The 16638-nt window shown below is 45.4% G+C and carries 11 protein-coding genes and 1 tRNA gene; 7 read left to right on the top strand and 5 right to left on the bottom strand.

The annotated features are described in order from the left end of the window. The first annotated feature begins 122 nt into the window (after positions 1 to 122). A complete protein-coding gene (locus tag QJS83_RS13390; RefSeq protein WP_284605441.1) occupies positions 123 to 884 on the top strand; it encodes a substrate-binding periplasmic protein in 762 nt (253 codons plus the stop codon). Here the strand turns inward: QJS83_RS13390 and QJS83_RS13385 are convergent. Both QJS83_RS13385 and QJS83_RS13380 read right to left on the bottom strand, forming a co-directional pair. Then, positions 881 to 3400, bottom strand: a complete 2520-nt coding sequence (locus QJS83_RS13385; protein ID WP_284605440.1) for a cell wall anchor protein — start codon at positions 3398 to 3400, stop codon at positions 881 to 883. The two genes, QJS83_RS13390 and QJS83_RS13385, sit on opposite strands and share 4 nt — an antisense overlap. Positions 3401 to 3408: 8 nt before the next feature. Further along, positions 3409 to 3606, bottom strand: coding sequence for a hypothetical protein (locus QJS83_RS13380; protein WP_284605439.1), 198 nt, complete (start codon positions 3604 to 3606; stop codon positions 3409 to 3411). A gap of 406 nt (positions 3607 to 4012) precedes the next feature. Between QJS83_RS13380 and QJS83_RS13375 the strand changes: the two genes are divergently transcribed. Beyond that, positions 4013 to 4969, top strand: a complete 957-nt coding sequence (locus QJS83_RS13375) for a S1 family peptidase (RefSeq protein ID WP_284605438.1) — start codon at positions 4013 to 4015, stop codon at positions 4967 to 4969. 160 nt (positions 4970 to 5129) lie between these two features. Here the strand turns inward: QJS83_RS13375 and QJS83_RS13370 are convergent, their stop codons facing one another. Together QJS83_RS13370 and QJS83_RS13365 are read right to left on the bottom strand one after the other, a co-directional pair. Further along, positions 5130 to 7787: a type I restriction endonuclease gene (locus QJS83_RS13370; RefSeq protein WP_284605437.1), complete on the bottom strand. Its 2658-nt coding sequence runs from the start codon at positions 7785 to 7787 to the stop codon at positions 5130 to 5132. 882 nt (positions 7788 to 8669) lie between these two features. Further along, positions 8670 to 8746: transfer RNA gene (locus tag QJS83_RS13365), tRNA-Asp, on the bottom strand. 171 nt (positions 8747 to 8917) lie between these two features. Between QJS83_RS13365 and QJS83_RS13360 the strand changes: the two genes are divergently transcribed. The 5 genes from QJS83_RS13360 to QJS83_RS13340 all read left to right on the top strand — a co-directional run bounded on the left by QJS83_RS13360 (position 8918) and on the right by QJS83_RS13340 (position 12290). Next, entirely contained in the window at positions 8918 to 9193 is a 276-nt protein-coding gene (locus QJS83_RS13360) for a heavy-metal-associated domain-containing protein (protein ID WP_284605436.1), read from the top strand. A gap of 31 nt (positions 9194 to 9224) precedes the next feature. Then, positions 9225 to 9710 (top strand): response regulator, encoded by a 486-nt coding sequence (locus QJS83_RS13355; protein ID WP_284605435.1) that lies wholly within the window; start codon positions 9225 to 9227, stop codon positions 9708 to 9710. A 74-nt stretch (positions 9711 to 9784) separates the two neighbouring features. Then, positions 9785 to 10312 carry an oligoribonuclease gene (gene orn / locus QJS83_RS13350; RefSeq protein WP_284605434.1) on the top strand — a complete coding sequence of 176 codons (528 nt, stop codon included), beginning with the start codon at positions 9785 to 9787 and terminating at the stop codon, positions 10310 to 10312. Between the two features lie 49 nt (positions 10313 to 10361). Then, positions 10362 to 11495 (top strand): DNA alkylation repair protein, encoded by a 1134-nt coding sequence (locus tag QJS83_RS13345; protein WP_284605433.1) that lies wholly within the window; start codon positions 10362 to 10364, stop codon positions 11493 to 11495. A gap of 60 nt (positions 11496 to 11555) precedes the next feature. After that, the gene (locus QJS83_RS13340; RefSeq protein WP_284605432.1) at positions 11556 to 12290 is read left to right on the top strand and encodes a substrate-binding periplasmic protein; all 735 of its coding nucleotides are present in this window, start codon (positions 11556 to 11558) and stop codon (positions 12288 to 12290) included. A gap of 3 nt (positions 12291 to 12293) precedes the next feature. Here the strand turns inward: QJS83_RS13340 and QJS83_RS13335 are convergent, their stop codons facing one another. Beyond that, complete coding sequence (locus QJS83_RS13335; protein ID WP_284605431.1) at positions 12294 to 16193, bottom strand: tail fiber domain-containing protein; 3900 nt, start codon at positions 16191 to 16193, stop codon at positions 12294 to 12296. Positions 16194 to 16638 lie beyond the last annotated feature (445 nt).

Genomic DNA, 16638 nt, shown 5'->3' with positions numbered 1-16638 from the left:
ATGTTTCCGCCACATTCTGTCCACAGGACTTTTTTGATTTAAATTTTCCAGGCAAACACTTTTGCTAAACACTTCAAAGTTTTAACTTGTTGCTCTCGAGGAGTTTGCGATAATAGATCTTGATGCTACGACTATTTCTCTCGCTGTTATTCTTCTGGAATTTTTCATCTGCTGTCGCAAAAACCATCGTCATTAATGGCGAAGATGATTGGGCTCCTTACTCTTCAGCCACCAAAGACTACAAAAACGTGCAGGGACTTGCTCCTGATATCGTAAGAGCGGCCTTCAAAACTCAAGGCATCACAGTCATCACCCGCCCCGTGCCTTTTGCCCGATGTCTTTATGAAGTGAGCGAAGGCTCTGCCATCGGCTGCTTTGACACCGTGATGAGTATTGAAACTCAAGATGGTTTCATCTTTCACACAACACCGCTTTTTAAAGCGGATATGGTGGTGTATGGACGCGTGCATGAGCCGCAAAGAACCTTGAGCTTCAAAGACCTCGAAGGAAAAGTAGTAGGCACAACCAACGGCTACACTTATCCGACTGAATTCATCGCCAATACAAAAATCATTCACTCACCGGGACCCACGGAAAAATCCCAACTCGAAAAATTGGCGAGCGGACGCGTGCAATATGCGATTTTGTGGGGACTGACGGCGCCCTACCTTTTTGAAGAACGTCCCGACCTTGCGGCAAAGATCAAATCCCTGGGCGTAATTTCCACGACAAACCTTTATCTTAGTTTTTCTAAGAAACACAAAGACGGTGCGAAGTATGCCGCCGTGTTGGAAAAAGGCCTGCAAGCCATCATCGCTGATGGAACTTACGCGAAGATTGTGAATGAGTTTAACTCTCGCTATGCAATCCCAACGAAGCCCTAAAGCCTCTTGACCCAAATCTGCAATTTGTCTTCTCCGGGCACGCTGATATCCGCTTTGCAATTTTTTGTAGCCGTATCTGTGACCGCTTGAACATAGAAGGTGATATTTGTTTGGTCCGTGGCATATTGAAAGAATCCATGCAAGCTGCTGATTTCACTTTCATAGACACCACTGGTTCCCGAGTGATTCGTTCCATCCCAAATACGATAGCGACAATACACGTTAGCATCGTAGGGATACATGGAGTAAAGAAAAACAATAATCTCATAATCCCCTGCAGGTAAGTTCGCAAATTTGATCGCCGGGATTTTCCCCTCCGACGGCGCTGAGGCTGAGCCCGTCACTGTCGCGGCATTACAATTGGTGTTAGTCGCAAAGATTGTGAAGGTCGTGTTCGCATGCTGCCAAACACAGTTCGTCGCCCCCAGCATTGTGAGTGAACCGACCAGTGAGTTCGTACCGGGGATGTTGGTGTTACAGATGATACCACTTGCAGTTCCGTCGGAAACACACATCTTGTTCGCCACCATTCCGCTCACACCCAAGACTGGGACATTTCCCGCAGCACTTCCTGTTGTCGCCGTCGCTGCAGTTCCAAGACCTAAAGCGGTCCGTGCATTCGCTGCGGTTGTTGCGCCTGTTCCTCCGTTAGTTATACTCAACGCGGAAGTTCCCACGACCGCCGCTGAAGAAAGATCAATAGCTCCAAAAGCGGGAGCGCCTCCGCCTGCGGGAATACGCAAGATTTGATTGGCTGTTCCTGCTGCTGTTGTCGACGGCGCAGCCCCAGCGCCACCGCCTAACACAACTCCGTTTTGAATAAGCACCGCCGACGAGGCCATTGTCGTTGCCGAGTTAAAATAAGGAACTCCACCAGAGGTCCCTGACGTCAACCCCGTTCCGCCTTTGTTCACGGCCGTTGTTGGCAAGACGCTTGTTGCGATCGTTCCTGAAGAAATATTTGAAGCATTCAGATTTGTCAGGGCAGAACCATCCACTCCCGGAAGTTTTGCAGAGCCGTCCAGTTTCACAATTTGATTGGCCCCTGTGCCGGCATTCACACTGGCTATTCCTGCTGCGATTGAAATTCCTGACACCGCGGCACTGGTGTCGAAACTCACAATCCCTTTGCTTGCGTAGCTAGAGTCCCCCGGCGAAGTTCCCGAAGCATCGGCAGCACAATCCCACGTTTTTGCAGTGTCGTTCCACTTAAGGATCTGTCCCTCGGCGCACGCGGAGCTGCTCGCCGCCACTGTGATTTTCACCGCACCATCATAAAAGCGCATCGCTTTCATATCCGTGTTGTACCAGCTTAAACCTTTGTGAGCTGCCGTCAGCACCAACGCATTTTCTTGAACTTGTGTAAGATTTCCGACTAACAAAGTTTTGTTAGCACTCATGGTGATATGACCGGTCGCCAAGACATCCTTGCCGCCCATATTCAAATCACCCGTCATTGTACCGCCCGCTAGCGGCAATTTGGGAGCACCACTTTCTGCGGAACTGATTCGCGCATCAACAGCCGTATTAAAGTCAGATATCTGACTGGCAGTGATAGAGATATTTGCACACGTAAACGTGTCGCTCGCGGATTGCCAGATCAAGACTTGGCCTGCCGTGCATTGCAGAAGCTGACTCATCTGAAGTCGCGAGTCCAACGCTGTTTGCAGACCCGTCGTTTGTGAAATGGGAAGAGCTCCGACACTGAGCAATCCTGAGCCATTAATCGCAAGACCGGAACCGATTTGCACAATCCCTGTCGACGTTGTTGTCGCAAGAGGTACGGCTCCTCCCGTATCAGTGACACACGAAAAGCTGGTTCCGTTGGCTTTCAAAACTTCGCCGGCTGCGCATGTCGGTAGCGCTGCCTTCGCAAAGTTTTGCACTGTGGGGTCGGACTCATTATTTGGAACTTCTGCCGCGAGGTCTGTTAGTTTTGCATAATCAGTGGCGGCCACTCCTCCGAGCTTTTCAGAGTCACCGGCTTTGCTCGCCTCTTGCGCGACCATAGCGTAAGGCACTGTGCCGATTTGATGATAAGGTAAAATCGTGCGCGGCCCGCCGGTTCCCGTGTTAAAAATAATTTTTACTTTGCGAATGTCACTGGCCGCCGGAGTGTACGTCCCGCTGCACACCGTGGATTCACTGCCTTGATCTTCCGACTGCAAGCTATTGATCGTTGCTGTCGAGTTGGAAAATACTTTGAGTAGATTCTCGCGAGTTTGCTCTTGGCCGGCCGACGCGTAAACGTTCACGGCAGAGACTCCTGAACCAACGGAGAGAGAAAAAACTCCGTCTGTCGTGGAAAGGTCTTTTGCCAGATGTTGTTCTTCGTACAATAAGCAGTTGTCGGGACTTAAAACTTTCACGGTGAAATCAACACTCAATGAAGCTAAAGGTTGATCGCTGATATTGTCTATTATTCGACCGGAAATATGCACGGTTTTAGGCCCATTGGCTGTGGCGGCGGAAGCGATGAAGAGAGTCAACAAGAACGTGCCATATTTTATCTTCATGATGTGCCTCACATGACCTGAAATCGAATATTCACTTCAGCGCGATAGGCGCCGTCGTGGGATTGAGCTTGATCTGTCGTGGTGACTTCTCCGACGACTCCTTCAATACTGTATTGCCCTGTTTGATCTTGCGCTGAATTTTGTTGCGATGGAGAGATGGCCATCTTTCCTGAAGCGGAAAGCTTCGGCTCTGTGGAATGATTCAACGATAAGAGAGAAGCCTCCAAAGAGCACCCAACCAGAAATACCACTAGAGTAAAAATGAGACATAGACGAGCACGCATTCCTCAATATCTCGGTGTTTACTTAGCTGCACTTAAGACAATTTCCGACTCTTAATACTCCCTCGCAAAACTCGCGGAATTACCTGGAAAACATGGGAATGCACGAGTCACGTTTTAGGCGCGTTCATTCTATCTTCGTCAATGAAGAAGAAGGTTATGAAAAATTTCAAGCCTGTCGATGAAATTGACGGTGTAGCAAAGAGGATGATGTTCGCCTCTATTTGCAGAACACAAAAAGCGGCAATCTCAGAGAAGTAAATTCAAAAGTTCTTTCGGCCTCTTTCATATCGACGGCTCACCTTTTATGATCCACGCAATCGGAGTAAGTATGAAAATGACGCCAACAAACGCCCTCATTCTAAGTTTGCCTCTCTTGTTTGTGACTGCTTCCTGCTCAAAGCAGCAAACCCCTGAATCGGTGAAGCCGACATCATCCAGCAGCATTGTCGGCGGAGAAGAGATCACATCTTATAAATCCGACATCGGCAGACACACTGTTGCCATCATTGCTAACAGCGGAAACTGCACGGGAACAATCATCCGCCATGATTTGATTTTGACGGCAGCCCATTGTGTGAATGAGGTAGCGTTCAAGAATCAAATCTATTTCACCTTGAACATTGCAGAAACGATCATGGAGGGCGATCCAAGAATGTATGTCAGCCTTGTCGATCCGGAAACTGGCGAAAAATTTATTTTGCATAAATCAGCACGCTTAGCTTCAAAAGTGATCATCAATGACCTCTACGATGAAAGTGCTGAGGCTACGGTTGAAAACGACACAGGGGATTTGGCGCTGTTAAAATTCGAGGGCGGCTTGCCGGAGCAATATCAACCCGTGCGTCTTCTAGATAATTCGAAACTCCTCAAAAAAGACGCGGCCGTTGATATTGCTGGATACGGATCCATTGCCGTGAATGCGGAAGAAATCACCGAGCAACAGCGCCGTCGTCATGAATCATTGGGAGCTTTTGTTATTGAAGATGAAGGAAAGCTTTATGCGGTTTCTTATCTCGAGGGCTCTCAACTAAAAACGGCGCAAGTGAAGTACCGCACTGAAACGTCGAATGAACTCGTCGTCCTATCACAAAGTGAAAATGGAGCCGCTTGTTCTGGCGATTCTGGCGGCCCGGCATTCCTGAGAAACAATAATGGCGAATATCTTTTATTTGGTGTCGCTGCGATGTCGGACATCACTTGCTCAAGCGAGTCTTACTACACGAATGTGACTTCACCAAAATCAAGAGCGTGGTTACGCAAAGCTATTGAGCAAATGGATAGATAATTCGGGAAACCTGAGCAGCTATTCGTCCTCAGGGAATAAAAAAAGGAAGCTCCAAGGCTTCCTTTTTAATTTCCATCGCTTTGTGGGATCGGCCATTTCTTTTGAAATGGCGGGCCGTATGGGACGAGTTTAGAACCAATTTACTCACACGACCCGATATCTATGCATCCGATATTTTAAGAAGGAATCTCTTGTGATCGCGCCTAAAGCTCAAGACTTCAACTGCGACTTCATCGCCAATCTCGTAATCTGAAGCCAAAAAAGAATCAGGATTTGGCGTCTGAGATTGGTGTATAAATCCTACACCATGAAGGCCAAACTCAACGAATATTCCATAATTAACAATATGAGATATACGGGCGGAACACTGATATCCTGGTGGATAACTTTCTATCAATTTTTCCAATTCGTTGTAACTTGAATCCTTCATTTTAACCATCTGAACGAACTGATGAATCTCATCAAGTAAAAATATTTTTTGCTGATCTTCTGATTGCAGGAAAGCCTCAGGATTTGACAGAAAATACTCCCTATATTCCTGTAAGTATTTAATTAAATTTTCAGCATTGTCTATCGATGCAAACTTCGACATATGTTGATGCTTTTTACCAGTCATATTATCGGCAATATTCTGAGCTTTCTCCAGCTCCCTAAAAAGAGAATCTTCAGCAATTGATGATAAATAATCAATATTACTTCTCGACAATTCTAGGTGAACGAAACCCGATGGGGCAATTGATACGAGATCGTTTTCATCAATGCTATCTAACGTCGACTCGGAAAGAATGCATGCCGCTTTTGTTAGGCTTCCAACCTCATCTAGAATTCGTTTCTCGGAGTGCCCCCTAGAAAGCATGTCGCGCACAAGACTCTTAACCGGATGAAAACCCTTAATATTATTCGGACCATGTGTACTGTACTTATCCTTTAGCCAGATTAATATTTCATGGCGAATATAAGGATCTGGAATCTCGTCGGTAGCATAAGAATGAAAAATATTTTTTACCATAGAATTTTCATCGTTATAATACCTTCTTGTACCTCTAAAAAAAATCCTAGAAATAATATGATTTGGTAATGTGAAATCTCCATTAGACTGTCGAATTTTCAAGATGTCATCTTCTGAAATATGTCCACTCTTACAAAAGTCCAAAAATATTTCCAACCCTTTTCTTATATCTCGTCCTGCAATACCAGTAATGAGTCTCTTAAAAAATTGATTTTGAAACAATGAAGTCAATATACATTGTAAATACTTTTTAATTTCGGTTCTATTGCAGGAAACTCTCATTCCATTACTGAGGGAATAGTAAAATTCAGAGCTGTCTTTCTCCATCTCCCTCATTGCAAATCTAAATCTTTCATATATTACTTTATCTAACAGGGGAGGCTCAATTCTGAACACCATATCTTTAATGACCGTATCTAAAGGTGGTGTTTTTCTAAAATTGTCAAACGTTGAGTCCCTCAAAGGAAGTAATATTGTGCAAACAAAAGACTCCTTGAGCCAATTTGCCACTTCAAACAACAAAAGCTGGGTGTCTCTATCTCGCTTATCAGAATTGTCAAACACGACCATTAGGATTTTGTTTTTATCTACATAAAAATATTTAATTACGGCTTTTAAAAAAGATCTTTTATCTCGCTGCAAGCTAACAAGATGCTCAACAAACATCTCATCGTATTTATTCGGATTACTATCTTTGAGAAGACTCGCGGGCCCTTTGACGAATGCCAGAATTTGAGGAGCGAATATTTTTTTGACAAATTCAGCTTCATCAAAATCAAAGCTTGTATTTTGCATTTTGATAACGCTTAGAATCTCGTCAATAACCCACTCATATATTACATCACGGGAGGTCGGAGCATTGTTTAAATTCAGATGCACCCAAAAGGTTTCTTTCCTAACATCTTCAGGCAGGGCAACTTCTCTCAAGTAATCAGTAAAAGTAGTTTTTCCAGATCCGACACTACCAACAAGTAGACAAACATTATTTTTTATTCTTTTTTTATCTTTCAATAAATCAATAAACTCTAACGGTTTCGCCGTATCCTGAATTATAACCGATTCATTGTCTTTTACTGGCTTCACGGAACTTCTGATGATCTTATCCATGTGTGCAACCTGCGAAAGCTTCTTTTTCGAAGCTATATAGGCATTCTTCGCAATCAGAGCCCGTTCTTCAAGATTTTCAGGGTTAAATAGATACTTATATTCGAGAGAAATATTCACACCAAATGAGTTTTCACCGACTGATTCATTTTGAACGGTTCTCCCTCCTAGTAGGTGTATTGGCTTTAGAAATTTAGTCTCCTTTCTTCTCTCTTTTTTTAGACTAGTCACCTCTCGAATAAGAATACTCTTTTCGCAATACTCGACAAACTTCGCGAATTCCGGATTAGTCGCATCTACATCGGAATACCCGAATTCAACATCAATTTCATTAGAGTCCCACTTACATGCAATAGTTTGATTTCCATTTGAGGCAATAATTCTTGCACAAGGGTTGACCTTATTTGGAAATAAAGCATTGATCTCACTCGCGTACAAACGCGCCTCACGCAATGCTTCTTCAAGATTTTCTTTAGGAGCTTTTGCCTCGACAATTAGTACTGGTAGGCCATCAATAACTATGACGTAATCCGGGTAGTAAAGCTTTTGATTCTGTCCTTTTCCAATTACTATTTTTCTGATATCGGCCTTTGTTCGTATATCTGTTGCGCTCAAGCCCAACCCTAGTGGCTTTGGAGTTACCAAAATTCTATATAGAAACTTCTGTTCAACATCACTTTCAGTAAGGATATTTTCATGCTCCATATGCACCTATTAAAATAGAGTAACCTTTTAATAACTATAAATAACTTATTTTTATAAACAATATCGAGTTATTAGAGATACTCTAACCTATACTTAAATCCATGTATTTTATAATTATACTCAGTATTGCAGCCCTTTTTACTATCGCTATTTTTTTCGCAAAGGTGTGCCCTACAAAGCCAATTATAAGCCGATCATATCTAAAGACCTTTATGGCCAAGTTCAAAGGGTCACGGGCTAAACGAAAACTCCACATCTACGAAAAGGGACCTGACATATAGGGATCTAATGACATGTGCTCACTGTGGCGGCTCATACAGGTGAAACAAAAAAAGACGTTACACATATTACAGATGCACCAATGGTCGAAGGGTCTGTGAACTCGTCAAAAATCGCCGTAAGGGTACCTTGAAGAAGAGTTTAAAAATGCACTTAGGCAAATAAGACTCTCCGCCGAGGTAGTGCAATGAACGAAGGAAGAACTTCGTAAAACCGAGACCGAGGGAAATAAAAGAAGCCCAGCTCCTAACAGTCAAACGCAGATTTAAGGAAGTAGAAAAACGTCTTTCAGAAGCTTGTGACCGCTATCTGGATGGCAAAATTCCAAAAGATATTTGGGAATCGAAGTCAAAACAATGGCAGGAAGAAACGATAGCCCCTCCAAAAGCAATTAACAACTTTAGAGCTCGAAGATACGGGTGCGCAAAACCTCCTGATTCCCTTGATGGATATGGCTTCCAAGGCACCGATGCTGTTTAATTCTATGAATTCTGATGAAAAACGGGAGCTAATGAATTTGGTACTATCGAGCCCACAAATAAAAAAAGGAAGCTCAAGGCTTCCTTTTTATTTCCATCGTTTGTAGGGTCGGCCATTTTAAAATGGCGGGGTGGACGGGACTCGAACCCGCGGCCTTCCGCGTGACAGGCGGACGTTATAACCAACTTAACTACCACCCCACATCGATTTGGAAGGTCTTTTATAGCCAGACTGGGGACGTAATTCAACAATATTTTGCAAAATAACTTTAGCATGGCGTTTAATGCTCCCTTTTTAAGCAGCCAGATTGCTGGAAAATCCCTGAAAAGGGGTATACTGTGGTTCCTAACACACTCTGAGGAGATAATTTCATGAAAAAGGCCCTTATTTTCGCCGCTCTTTTGATCTCTCAAACAGCTTTGGCTGAAACTATCACTTACAACGTTGAAGGCATGCACTGCGGTTCTTGCGCGAAAGCGATTCAAGCCCAAGTTTGCAAAATGGACGGTCTAGAAAAATGTGAAGTGAGTGTTGGAAAAGTCGTGATCTCTCCAAAAGCAGGTATCAACTTTTCTCAGGAACAAATCCAAGCAGCGATTTCTAAAGCTGGTGAATACAAAGTCACAGGCTCTTCAAAATCCAAATAAAATAGACTCACATCAGGCATACAAAATACTGTTGAGTAAAAATAATTTGACCAGCCCACCGGCGCTTGCCGGTGACGTTGGCGCGAAAATTTGTCATAATAAAAATGTTATGGCGAATGATTCTCTGGTTCTCTCTAAAGGTAAATTGCTTATCATCGACGATGAAAGTGAATTGCGCGAAGTGCTTATGGCTCTCCTGGAAGAGTCCGCTTCAGAGATTTGCCAAGCCTCCAACGGCCTTGAGGGTATCGATCTCTTAAAAGCCCGGAAATTCGATGCGGTTCTCTCGGATGAAAAGATGCCGAAGAAATCGGGTCTTGAGGTTTTAAAATGGATGCGCGAAAACGGCCTGAATATTCCCTTCATCATCCATACGGGCTATGGACAAAAAGAAATGGTCATAGAGGCGCAACGCCTGGGCGTCTATGCCTTTATTGACAAACCTTGGGACGAAAGAACGCTGATTCGCACGGTTGAAGAGGCTTTGCGCTCCGGCATGGGGCAACAGAAAAGCTAAACCTTGTGTCCCCCACTCAAATCCATCATTATAGGAAGTCTGCCGGGTCAAAGACCCTAGAATAGGATTTCCTCATGACGAAACTTTTTTGGCTCGATATGGAGATGACAGGTCTCGATGTCGAAAAAGAAGTGATCATCGAAGTCGCTGCCATTGTCACCGACTTGAATTTCGCCGAACTCGATACATTTGAAACCGTGGTCAAACAGCCGCAGGTCTACTTGGAGAATATGGATGCTTGGAATACCGAACACCATAAAAAATCCGGCCTGACAGCGAAGGTCCCGTTTGGAATGCCTCCCGATCAAGTCGAGGCAAAGCTTGTGGATATGGTGAAGAAACACTTCCCTGATCCTAAAGATCGCCCGGTGCTTGCGGGGAACTCCATCATGCAAGATCGTCTTTTCATTAATAAGTATATGCCGGATCTTGCGAGTCGCTTGCACTATCGCATGTTGGACGTTTCTTCTTGGAAAATCATCGTTAACAACAAGTTCAACTACGTTTACCAAAAAGCGAACAAGCACCGCGCCTTGGATGACATCCGCGAGAGCATTCAAGAGCTTCGTCACTACTGTGACAAAATGACCTTCAATAAATAATTTATTCAGGCGAGTTCATGACTCGCCTTTTTTTCTTTCGAGATTCCAAATGCCGCAAAAGAAAACTGAAACTTCCGAATCCGCATTCAAGAACTGGATCAATGCAGAGCTGGTCGCTCGCATGGCACAACATATTTCTTACCACTATCCCGCTTTCGAAGCGAAAGAGTTTCAGAAACTCAGCAAAGAACTGCCGGCTTTAGAGATGAAACCGCGCATGAAGCTGATCTGTGATTTTTTGAAAGAGCATTTGCCAGAGAACTACAAAAAATCTTTGAACATTCTTTTAAACTCCACACGCAAGCCTCATCCAGACGTGCCGCCTTTGAAAGGCTTCGATCTTTGGGCCTATACGGAATACGTGCACCGCTACGGCCTTGCAGACTTCGACGAATCCATGAAAGCTCTGCACGAACTGACACAGCTTTTTACGGCGGAGTTTGCCATTCGTCCCTTTTTAATTCACGAAGAAGAGCGCACTTTAAAAACTCTGCACAAATGGGCGAAAGACGAAAGCCACCATGTGCGCCGTTTGGTTTCGGAAGGCTCTCGTCCGCGCCTTCCTTGGGGCGAACAGCTCCGCTCTTTTATTAAAGACCCTTCACCGACTCTGGAACTTCTTGAGAAACTGAAATACGACGAGGAACTTTACGTTCGCAAATCCGTCGCCAATCATTTAAACGACATCTCAAAAGATCATCCGGATGTCGCGATTAAAACCGCGGCGAAATGGCTGAAAGAAACTCCGGCGAAACACCAAGAGAAAATAGACTGGATTATCCGCCATGCCTTGCGCACATTGATTAAAAAAGGCAACCCGGCGGCTTTAAAGATTTTGGGTTATGACTCGAACAACTCTGTGAAAATCAAAAACTTGAAGCTGAATAAATCGACAGTCAAAGTTGGTGATCAACTGGAGTTTTCGTTTGAGGTCGAAAGCTCCAAGCCCGGAAAGATTATGATCGATTACCTCGTTCATCACAAAAAATCGAATGGCAACACGAGTCCGAAAGTCTTTAAATTGACCAGCAAAGACGTGAAGGCGAAAGAAGTTTTTAACATTAAAAAGAAACACTCTTTCAAACCCGTGACGACGCGAGTTTATTATCCGGGAACGCACTATCTAGAAATTATGGTGAACGGCAAACTCTATTCGAAGGTTCCGTTTAAGCTCGCAAAATAACTGTTCTAAATAAGAGGTTCTCTTTTACCATAGAAATATGGAGAGATTACGGGGAGACCTATGAAAATACTGGGGCCGTTCATTATTTCGGCGCTGTTGATGGCGGTTTCTCCGGCTTATGCAAAACAGGTCCTTACGCTCGTTGTTTTAGAAGAGTCACAAAAGATTCCAACCTATACCGATCTTGTTAAGTTCGTTTCGGATGTCCTGAAAGACAGCAAGATCGAAGTGAAAACAATTGAAGCTCCTATGGAGCGCGGTTTGCATTTGGTAAATAGCGGCGAAGCGGATTTTTACATTGTTGGTCCTCTGCCGTTGAAAGAACGATTTCAAAATCTTATTCCGACAGAGATTCCTTATGTTAAAACTTACAACTGGGTTTATTTTCGAGTGGACGACCCACGCTTTAAGAAAAAAATCGTAACGAAAGACATGAAGGGCGTCGCTCTTTTAAACAATCCCGCTATCTTTAGAAGCGAGAAAGCCGGAGATCTCAATATCATCGGCGTAAGCAACTCTATTGTGGGGATCAACATGCTTCTCTCAAAAAGAGTGGATTACTACATCGGCACCCGAGGCACCGTTCAGAGCATTCTTGAAACGCAGCCCGAACTGCAAAAGAAAATCGACCATTTGGAAAAACCTTTTGGGGAATACAATGCTTATCTGTGGACCCACAAAAAACATACTTCTTTAATGCCGCAAATAAATAAAAGCCTGCGGAAAATACTGAAAGGCGACACGGCAAAATACAAATACATTCAGGAAACTTTGAATAAGAGTCTTACACCGTGAAACCTATTTTTTGCAAATCGCGGCTTGAGGGTCTTTTTCGCAAATGTATTGCTTAAGCAGTTGCACTTCTTGTTTGAGCTCCGCGTTTTCTTTTTTCACACTCGCGATCTCCCGCGACTGTGTGGCAAAAAGATCTGCAATTTTTTGGCGAAGGATGTGAATCTCTGCCGTCAGATATGGCGTGATCTTACTATAATCGACCGTCCAAAGTTTAAACCCTTCATCGCCTCTTTGGCCTTGAGGATTTTCATCGCCTTTCGTAACGGCTTCAGGAATTACTTCAGCCAGTTCTTGCGCGATAAACCCTTCACCATGTTTGTCGTCGGATTTCCACTCCCACTGACGTGGACGTAAACGCGAGATCACGTCATCGACATAAGCTGGATCGAAATCGCGAATGTTTTGTTTTAGCCGACGGTCTGAAGCGGTTCCAAAGATCGTGGTGTTGCCGTCGGTATTTACGTATCCCACTTCTCCATTAGGATTTGCAAAAATAATATGATTAATCGCACTCGTCGTCGCCGTATAACTTGCGATCGTGGGTGTCGTGCCATTGGCCGAAACTACAAGCGTCGGAGTTTTACCTGCGATCGTTTGCGCGGTTGTTCCCATACTGACGCCGGTGTTGGTGACACGCATTCTTTCGCTGCCATTTGTTTTCATCACGACATTGCTTGCCGAACTCGTTGCTGTTCCGGCATCAAGCACCAAATGGACGTATTGATTATCCGCTAAACCGGACTGATTCGACTGCAAAACGAGTTGGCCGTTGGATTTAATAACGTAATCGCTATTATCGTCCGTAGCACCACTTTGCGCCCCAAGATGAATATTGCCTGCAACGTGCAACTTCGCACCGGGAGTTACAGTGCCAATACCCACGTTCCCCGTGTCCATTTGAAAAGACATGTAATTAAGAGTATCCGCATCGTTAGCAAAACGCGTGAAGTTGGCAGCCGCATCCTGCACAATTCGCCACGACTTATTTGTAGAGGTCAGATTTGTATTTCGCAGTCGGATTTCTTGCGCTGAATTACTCTCAACGTTCAAGCTCCCCACGACGTGAAGATTGTGTGTTGGATTTAACGTGCCAATACCTACGCGGCCGCCAAAGGCACTGTTCCCATTCGCGATCTGCAAAGCAAGCGGATTTGTAATCGTGACATTTGTTCCTGCACTTGGCGGGCTCGCAATATACATCGTCGAAGCTGTCGTGATGGTTTCTGCATTCGAAGCCGCCAAGGTGCTTGTGCCAATAGAAGTGATTGCGCGATTCGCGATGGTTCCCGAACCTGTCGTGTCTGTGATCGTGACACCTGGAATGTAAAGCTGAGCTCCCTGAGTGGTCCACGACGTCGTGGAATAATTATTTCCACCGATTTGCAGAAGCGAGATCGGACCTGAGGTTCCGATTCCGACAAAACCACCGGCGCCGTTAATCACGGTATTGGTATTACCGATATCGTTGATCTGGAACGTTGAGCTTGTGCCATTCCAATAGATGTTTCCTTTTTTCGAGCCATTGTTAAAGAAATCAACATAGCTATTAAAACCGGAAGGTGCATTCACTCGCAGACCCGAATTTGCCGTCGCAGATTCCACTTCTAAAAGGGCTGTGGGGCTTGTGGTCCCGATACCTACCGCTCCCGTATTTGTAACCGTGATCCGTGGCGAACCGTTCGTTTCCAAGGTTAAACTATTATTGTCGTTCGTTCCCAAACTTGCAGCGACACCAAAAGAGTTTCCTCCGTTGATGTAAGATCCCGTCGCTCCCGTCGTCGGTAGGTCCGAAGAAGCAAGGGTCCGGAAACTTGCTGCCCCCGAGCCACTTGTCGGGCCCGCAAGAAATGTATTTGCTGAACGCGAGGTCGTAAACGTCAGTTGTCCGTCATTGATGGCAACATTCTGACACTGAAATGTATCCGTTGAGGACTGCCAGTACAGACTTTGTCCTGCTGAACATGCGGCACTCGCAAAGGCTCCACCGAAAGGAGTGATTGTCGCACGAATATCTGCCAGACGTAAAAAAGCCGGAGCATACTGCGTGGTTCCGTCATAACGAAGAACCTGTCCCGCCGAAGAGGGAGCTGTCGCACTGACTGAGGTGCCGCGCACTTTGGTAACAGTAAAGGCCCCGGCATTAGTCATCGTTACGTCTCCACTCGGAGCGACGGCGGTGGCCACGTTGGAACCATTTCCGACCCAAATATTTGCCGAGGTGAGAGACGTTCCTTGTTTATTATTGAAAGTATTCCAGTCTGTATTGGATAGATATCCTGACTGTGACGTTGTTGCTTGCTGAATACCAAGTACGGGCGCACTGGCCGTTCCTGTGTTTGTAAGAGGTGCGTTCACAGAAAGCCCCGTCACTCCCATCGAAGACAGACTTGTCCATGTCAAATTTCCCGCACCGTCATTTATTAACAATTGATTCGCGGAACCTTGGCCTGTCGGAAGTTTTAAAAAATAACTTGTGCCGATTGTCGTCGGTGCCTGCAGGGTCGCGGTGTTACTTCCCGTGTCTCTAAAAATAACGGAGGAAACATTCACGGCACCGGCTGCGAAGTTTCCGGAACCATCGCGTTTGACGATGGTGCTGGCAGTATTCAGATTCGTTGCCGCATTAGCCGCAAGCTCTGCCGAGCGAATATTCGCCGCGGAAGATCCGCCCACAGAATTCACCGTGGCTGCCACAGATCCAGAACCACTTGCCGTGACATCGGAAGTAAGAGCTGTAATCGTACCGCCACTTCCCGCCGCAGATGCCATAAGACTCCAAGCTCCGGAGTTGTATTGATAAATGCGATTGGTATCTGTTGCGAAATAGAGAGCTCCAGCGGTCGGGCTTGCGGGTTTGCTTGCATCTAGACCCGTTTGCACCGAAGGACTTCCTCCGAGATTTACGACCGCATCAGTAATGCCATAACCACTTAAGCTCGTAGGTTTTCCCGAGGTAATACCAGCCCAACTCAAAGAGATCGACTGACATTGAAAACTTCCAGAAACGGAATTCCAGTACATACTCTGGTTCGCAGCACAATTTGCAGAAGCCACATAACCGTTGAACGTCGATTGCAGCACATAGTTCGAAAGAGTCGAAGAAAGATTCGAGATATCACTTGTCGTCAACGAGATCGCAACATTACCTGCGGCCGTCAAACGACCTTGAGCATCGACACTAAACGAAGGCACTTGATTAGCCGAACCATAAGAGCCGGGGGTTACGCTCGTATTCGCGAGACTGATCGTACCAGTGGAAGTGATCGGCCCCCCAGAAAGCCCCGTGCCTGTGGCGACATTCGTAACAGTACCACCACTAGCTCCTGCGACCGAACCACAGGTAAATGTGGAGCCATCCCACGTTAGAAAACTATTTGCAGGACACGTCGGCAATCCCGCCTTTAAAAGAAAGTCACTCGCAACATTTGTCCCAAGTCTTTCCGACGAATAAGAGTAGCCGGCAAAAGGCACGGAACGAATGATAGAATCCGGCGAAACCACTTTCCAACCCGTTCCATCATAAAAAGAAACACGCAGTTTACGAAGATCCCCGACCGACGCCGCATAAGTGCTAGAGCCATCAGCACAAGTGTAAGTTCCCGCGACCAACGAACAAGTTCCACAAGTAAACGTCGCCGTATTATCAAAGGCCTTCAAAACATTTGAAGCCCCACCGAGAGGATACTGCACGGTCCCCGTCCCGATTGGCACGTCAAACACACCCCCAGAATTAACCATGCTATAACCGGTGATCTGCTCTTGATAAATCACACAACTGCCAGAAGGATTCGTAATCTGAAAAAGAAATGAAACGTTGTTATACTCAAGCGGAGTTCCATCCGTCTTAAGAATACGTCCTTGGTAAGTCAAAGACGCCGGCGACGCCCAACTCAACAGCGGCAAAAAAATTATTGAAAAAAACAGATAAGAAAATATCTGCACATCCAACCCCAGGAACGTCCAAGTTGATAAAAAATCCTTAACAACTTATCGGCCCCCAAAGCCCCACTCTAAAGCCATCGCCCCACTTTAATACAAAGGTCCCGATCCCCTCAAACCCCCAATGAAACAAAAACCCGAACCTTCATCGAAAACCCAAGCCGTATTCCCAAGGACTGCTCAATCGGAGGAGCCTATCGTTACTAATGAACCTTGTCGGAGCGGTTTTAGGAGTGCTGTCTGCTAAACCGAGTTCCGCAGCGCCAAGAAAGATCAGCCGTGGCAATCAGAAGAGTAAGGAAAAAGAAAAGGGAGCCAAGATCGGCTCCCTTGCGCGAGGAAAAAATGGCCATGACGGCCATTTTTCGCGAAGTCCAAAGGATGAAGGCCAGGATGGCCTTCACACTGT

The sequence above is a fragment of the Bdellovibrio sp. 22V genome (assembly GCF_030169785.1).
Lineage (GTDB): Bacteria > Bdellovibrionota > Bdellovibrionia > Bdellovibrionales > Bdellovibrionaceae > Bdellovibrio.
Note: the sequence above shows the minus strand (reverse complement) of the source record. Positions and strands in the feature narration are given on the sequence as shown.

Excerpts from the sequence above, each read along its gene's own strand:
- QJS83_RS13390 (WP_284605441.1), top strand. The coding sequence starts at position 123 with ATGCTACGACTATTTCTCTCGCTGTTATTCTTCTGGAATTTTTCATCT.
- QJS83_RS13385 (WP_284605440.1), bottom strand. The coding sequence starts at position 3,400 with ATGAAGATAAAATATGGCACGTTCTTGTTGACTCTCTTCATCGCTTCC.
- QJS83_RS13375 (WP_284605438.1), top strand. The coding sequence starts at position 4,013 with ATGAAAATGACGCCAACAAACGCCCTCATTCTAAGTTTGCCTCTCTTG.
- QJS83_RS13370 (WP_284605437.1), bottom strand. The coding sequence starts at position 7,787 with ATGGAGCATGAAAATATCCTTACTGAAAGTGATGTTGAACAGAAGTTT.
- QJS83_RS13360 (WP_284605436.1), top strand. The coding sequence starts at position 8,918 with ATGAAAAAGGCCCTTATTTTCGCCGCTCTTTTGATCTCTCAAACAGCT.
- orn (WP_284605434.1), top strand. The coding sequence starts at position 9,785 with ATGACGAAACTTTTTTGGCTCGATATGGAGATGACAGGTCTCGATGTC.
- QJS83_RS13345 (WP_284605433.1), top strand. The coding sequence starts at position 10,362 with ATGCCGCAAAAGAAAACTGAAACTTCCGAATCCGCATTCAAGAACTGG.
- QJS83_RS13340 (WP_284605432.1), top strand. The coding sequence starts at position 11,556 with ATGAAAATACTGGGGCCGTTCATTATTTCGGCGCTGTTGATGGCGGTT.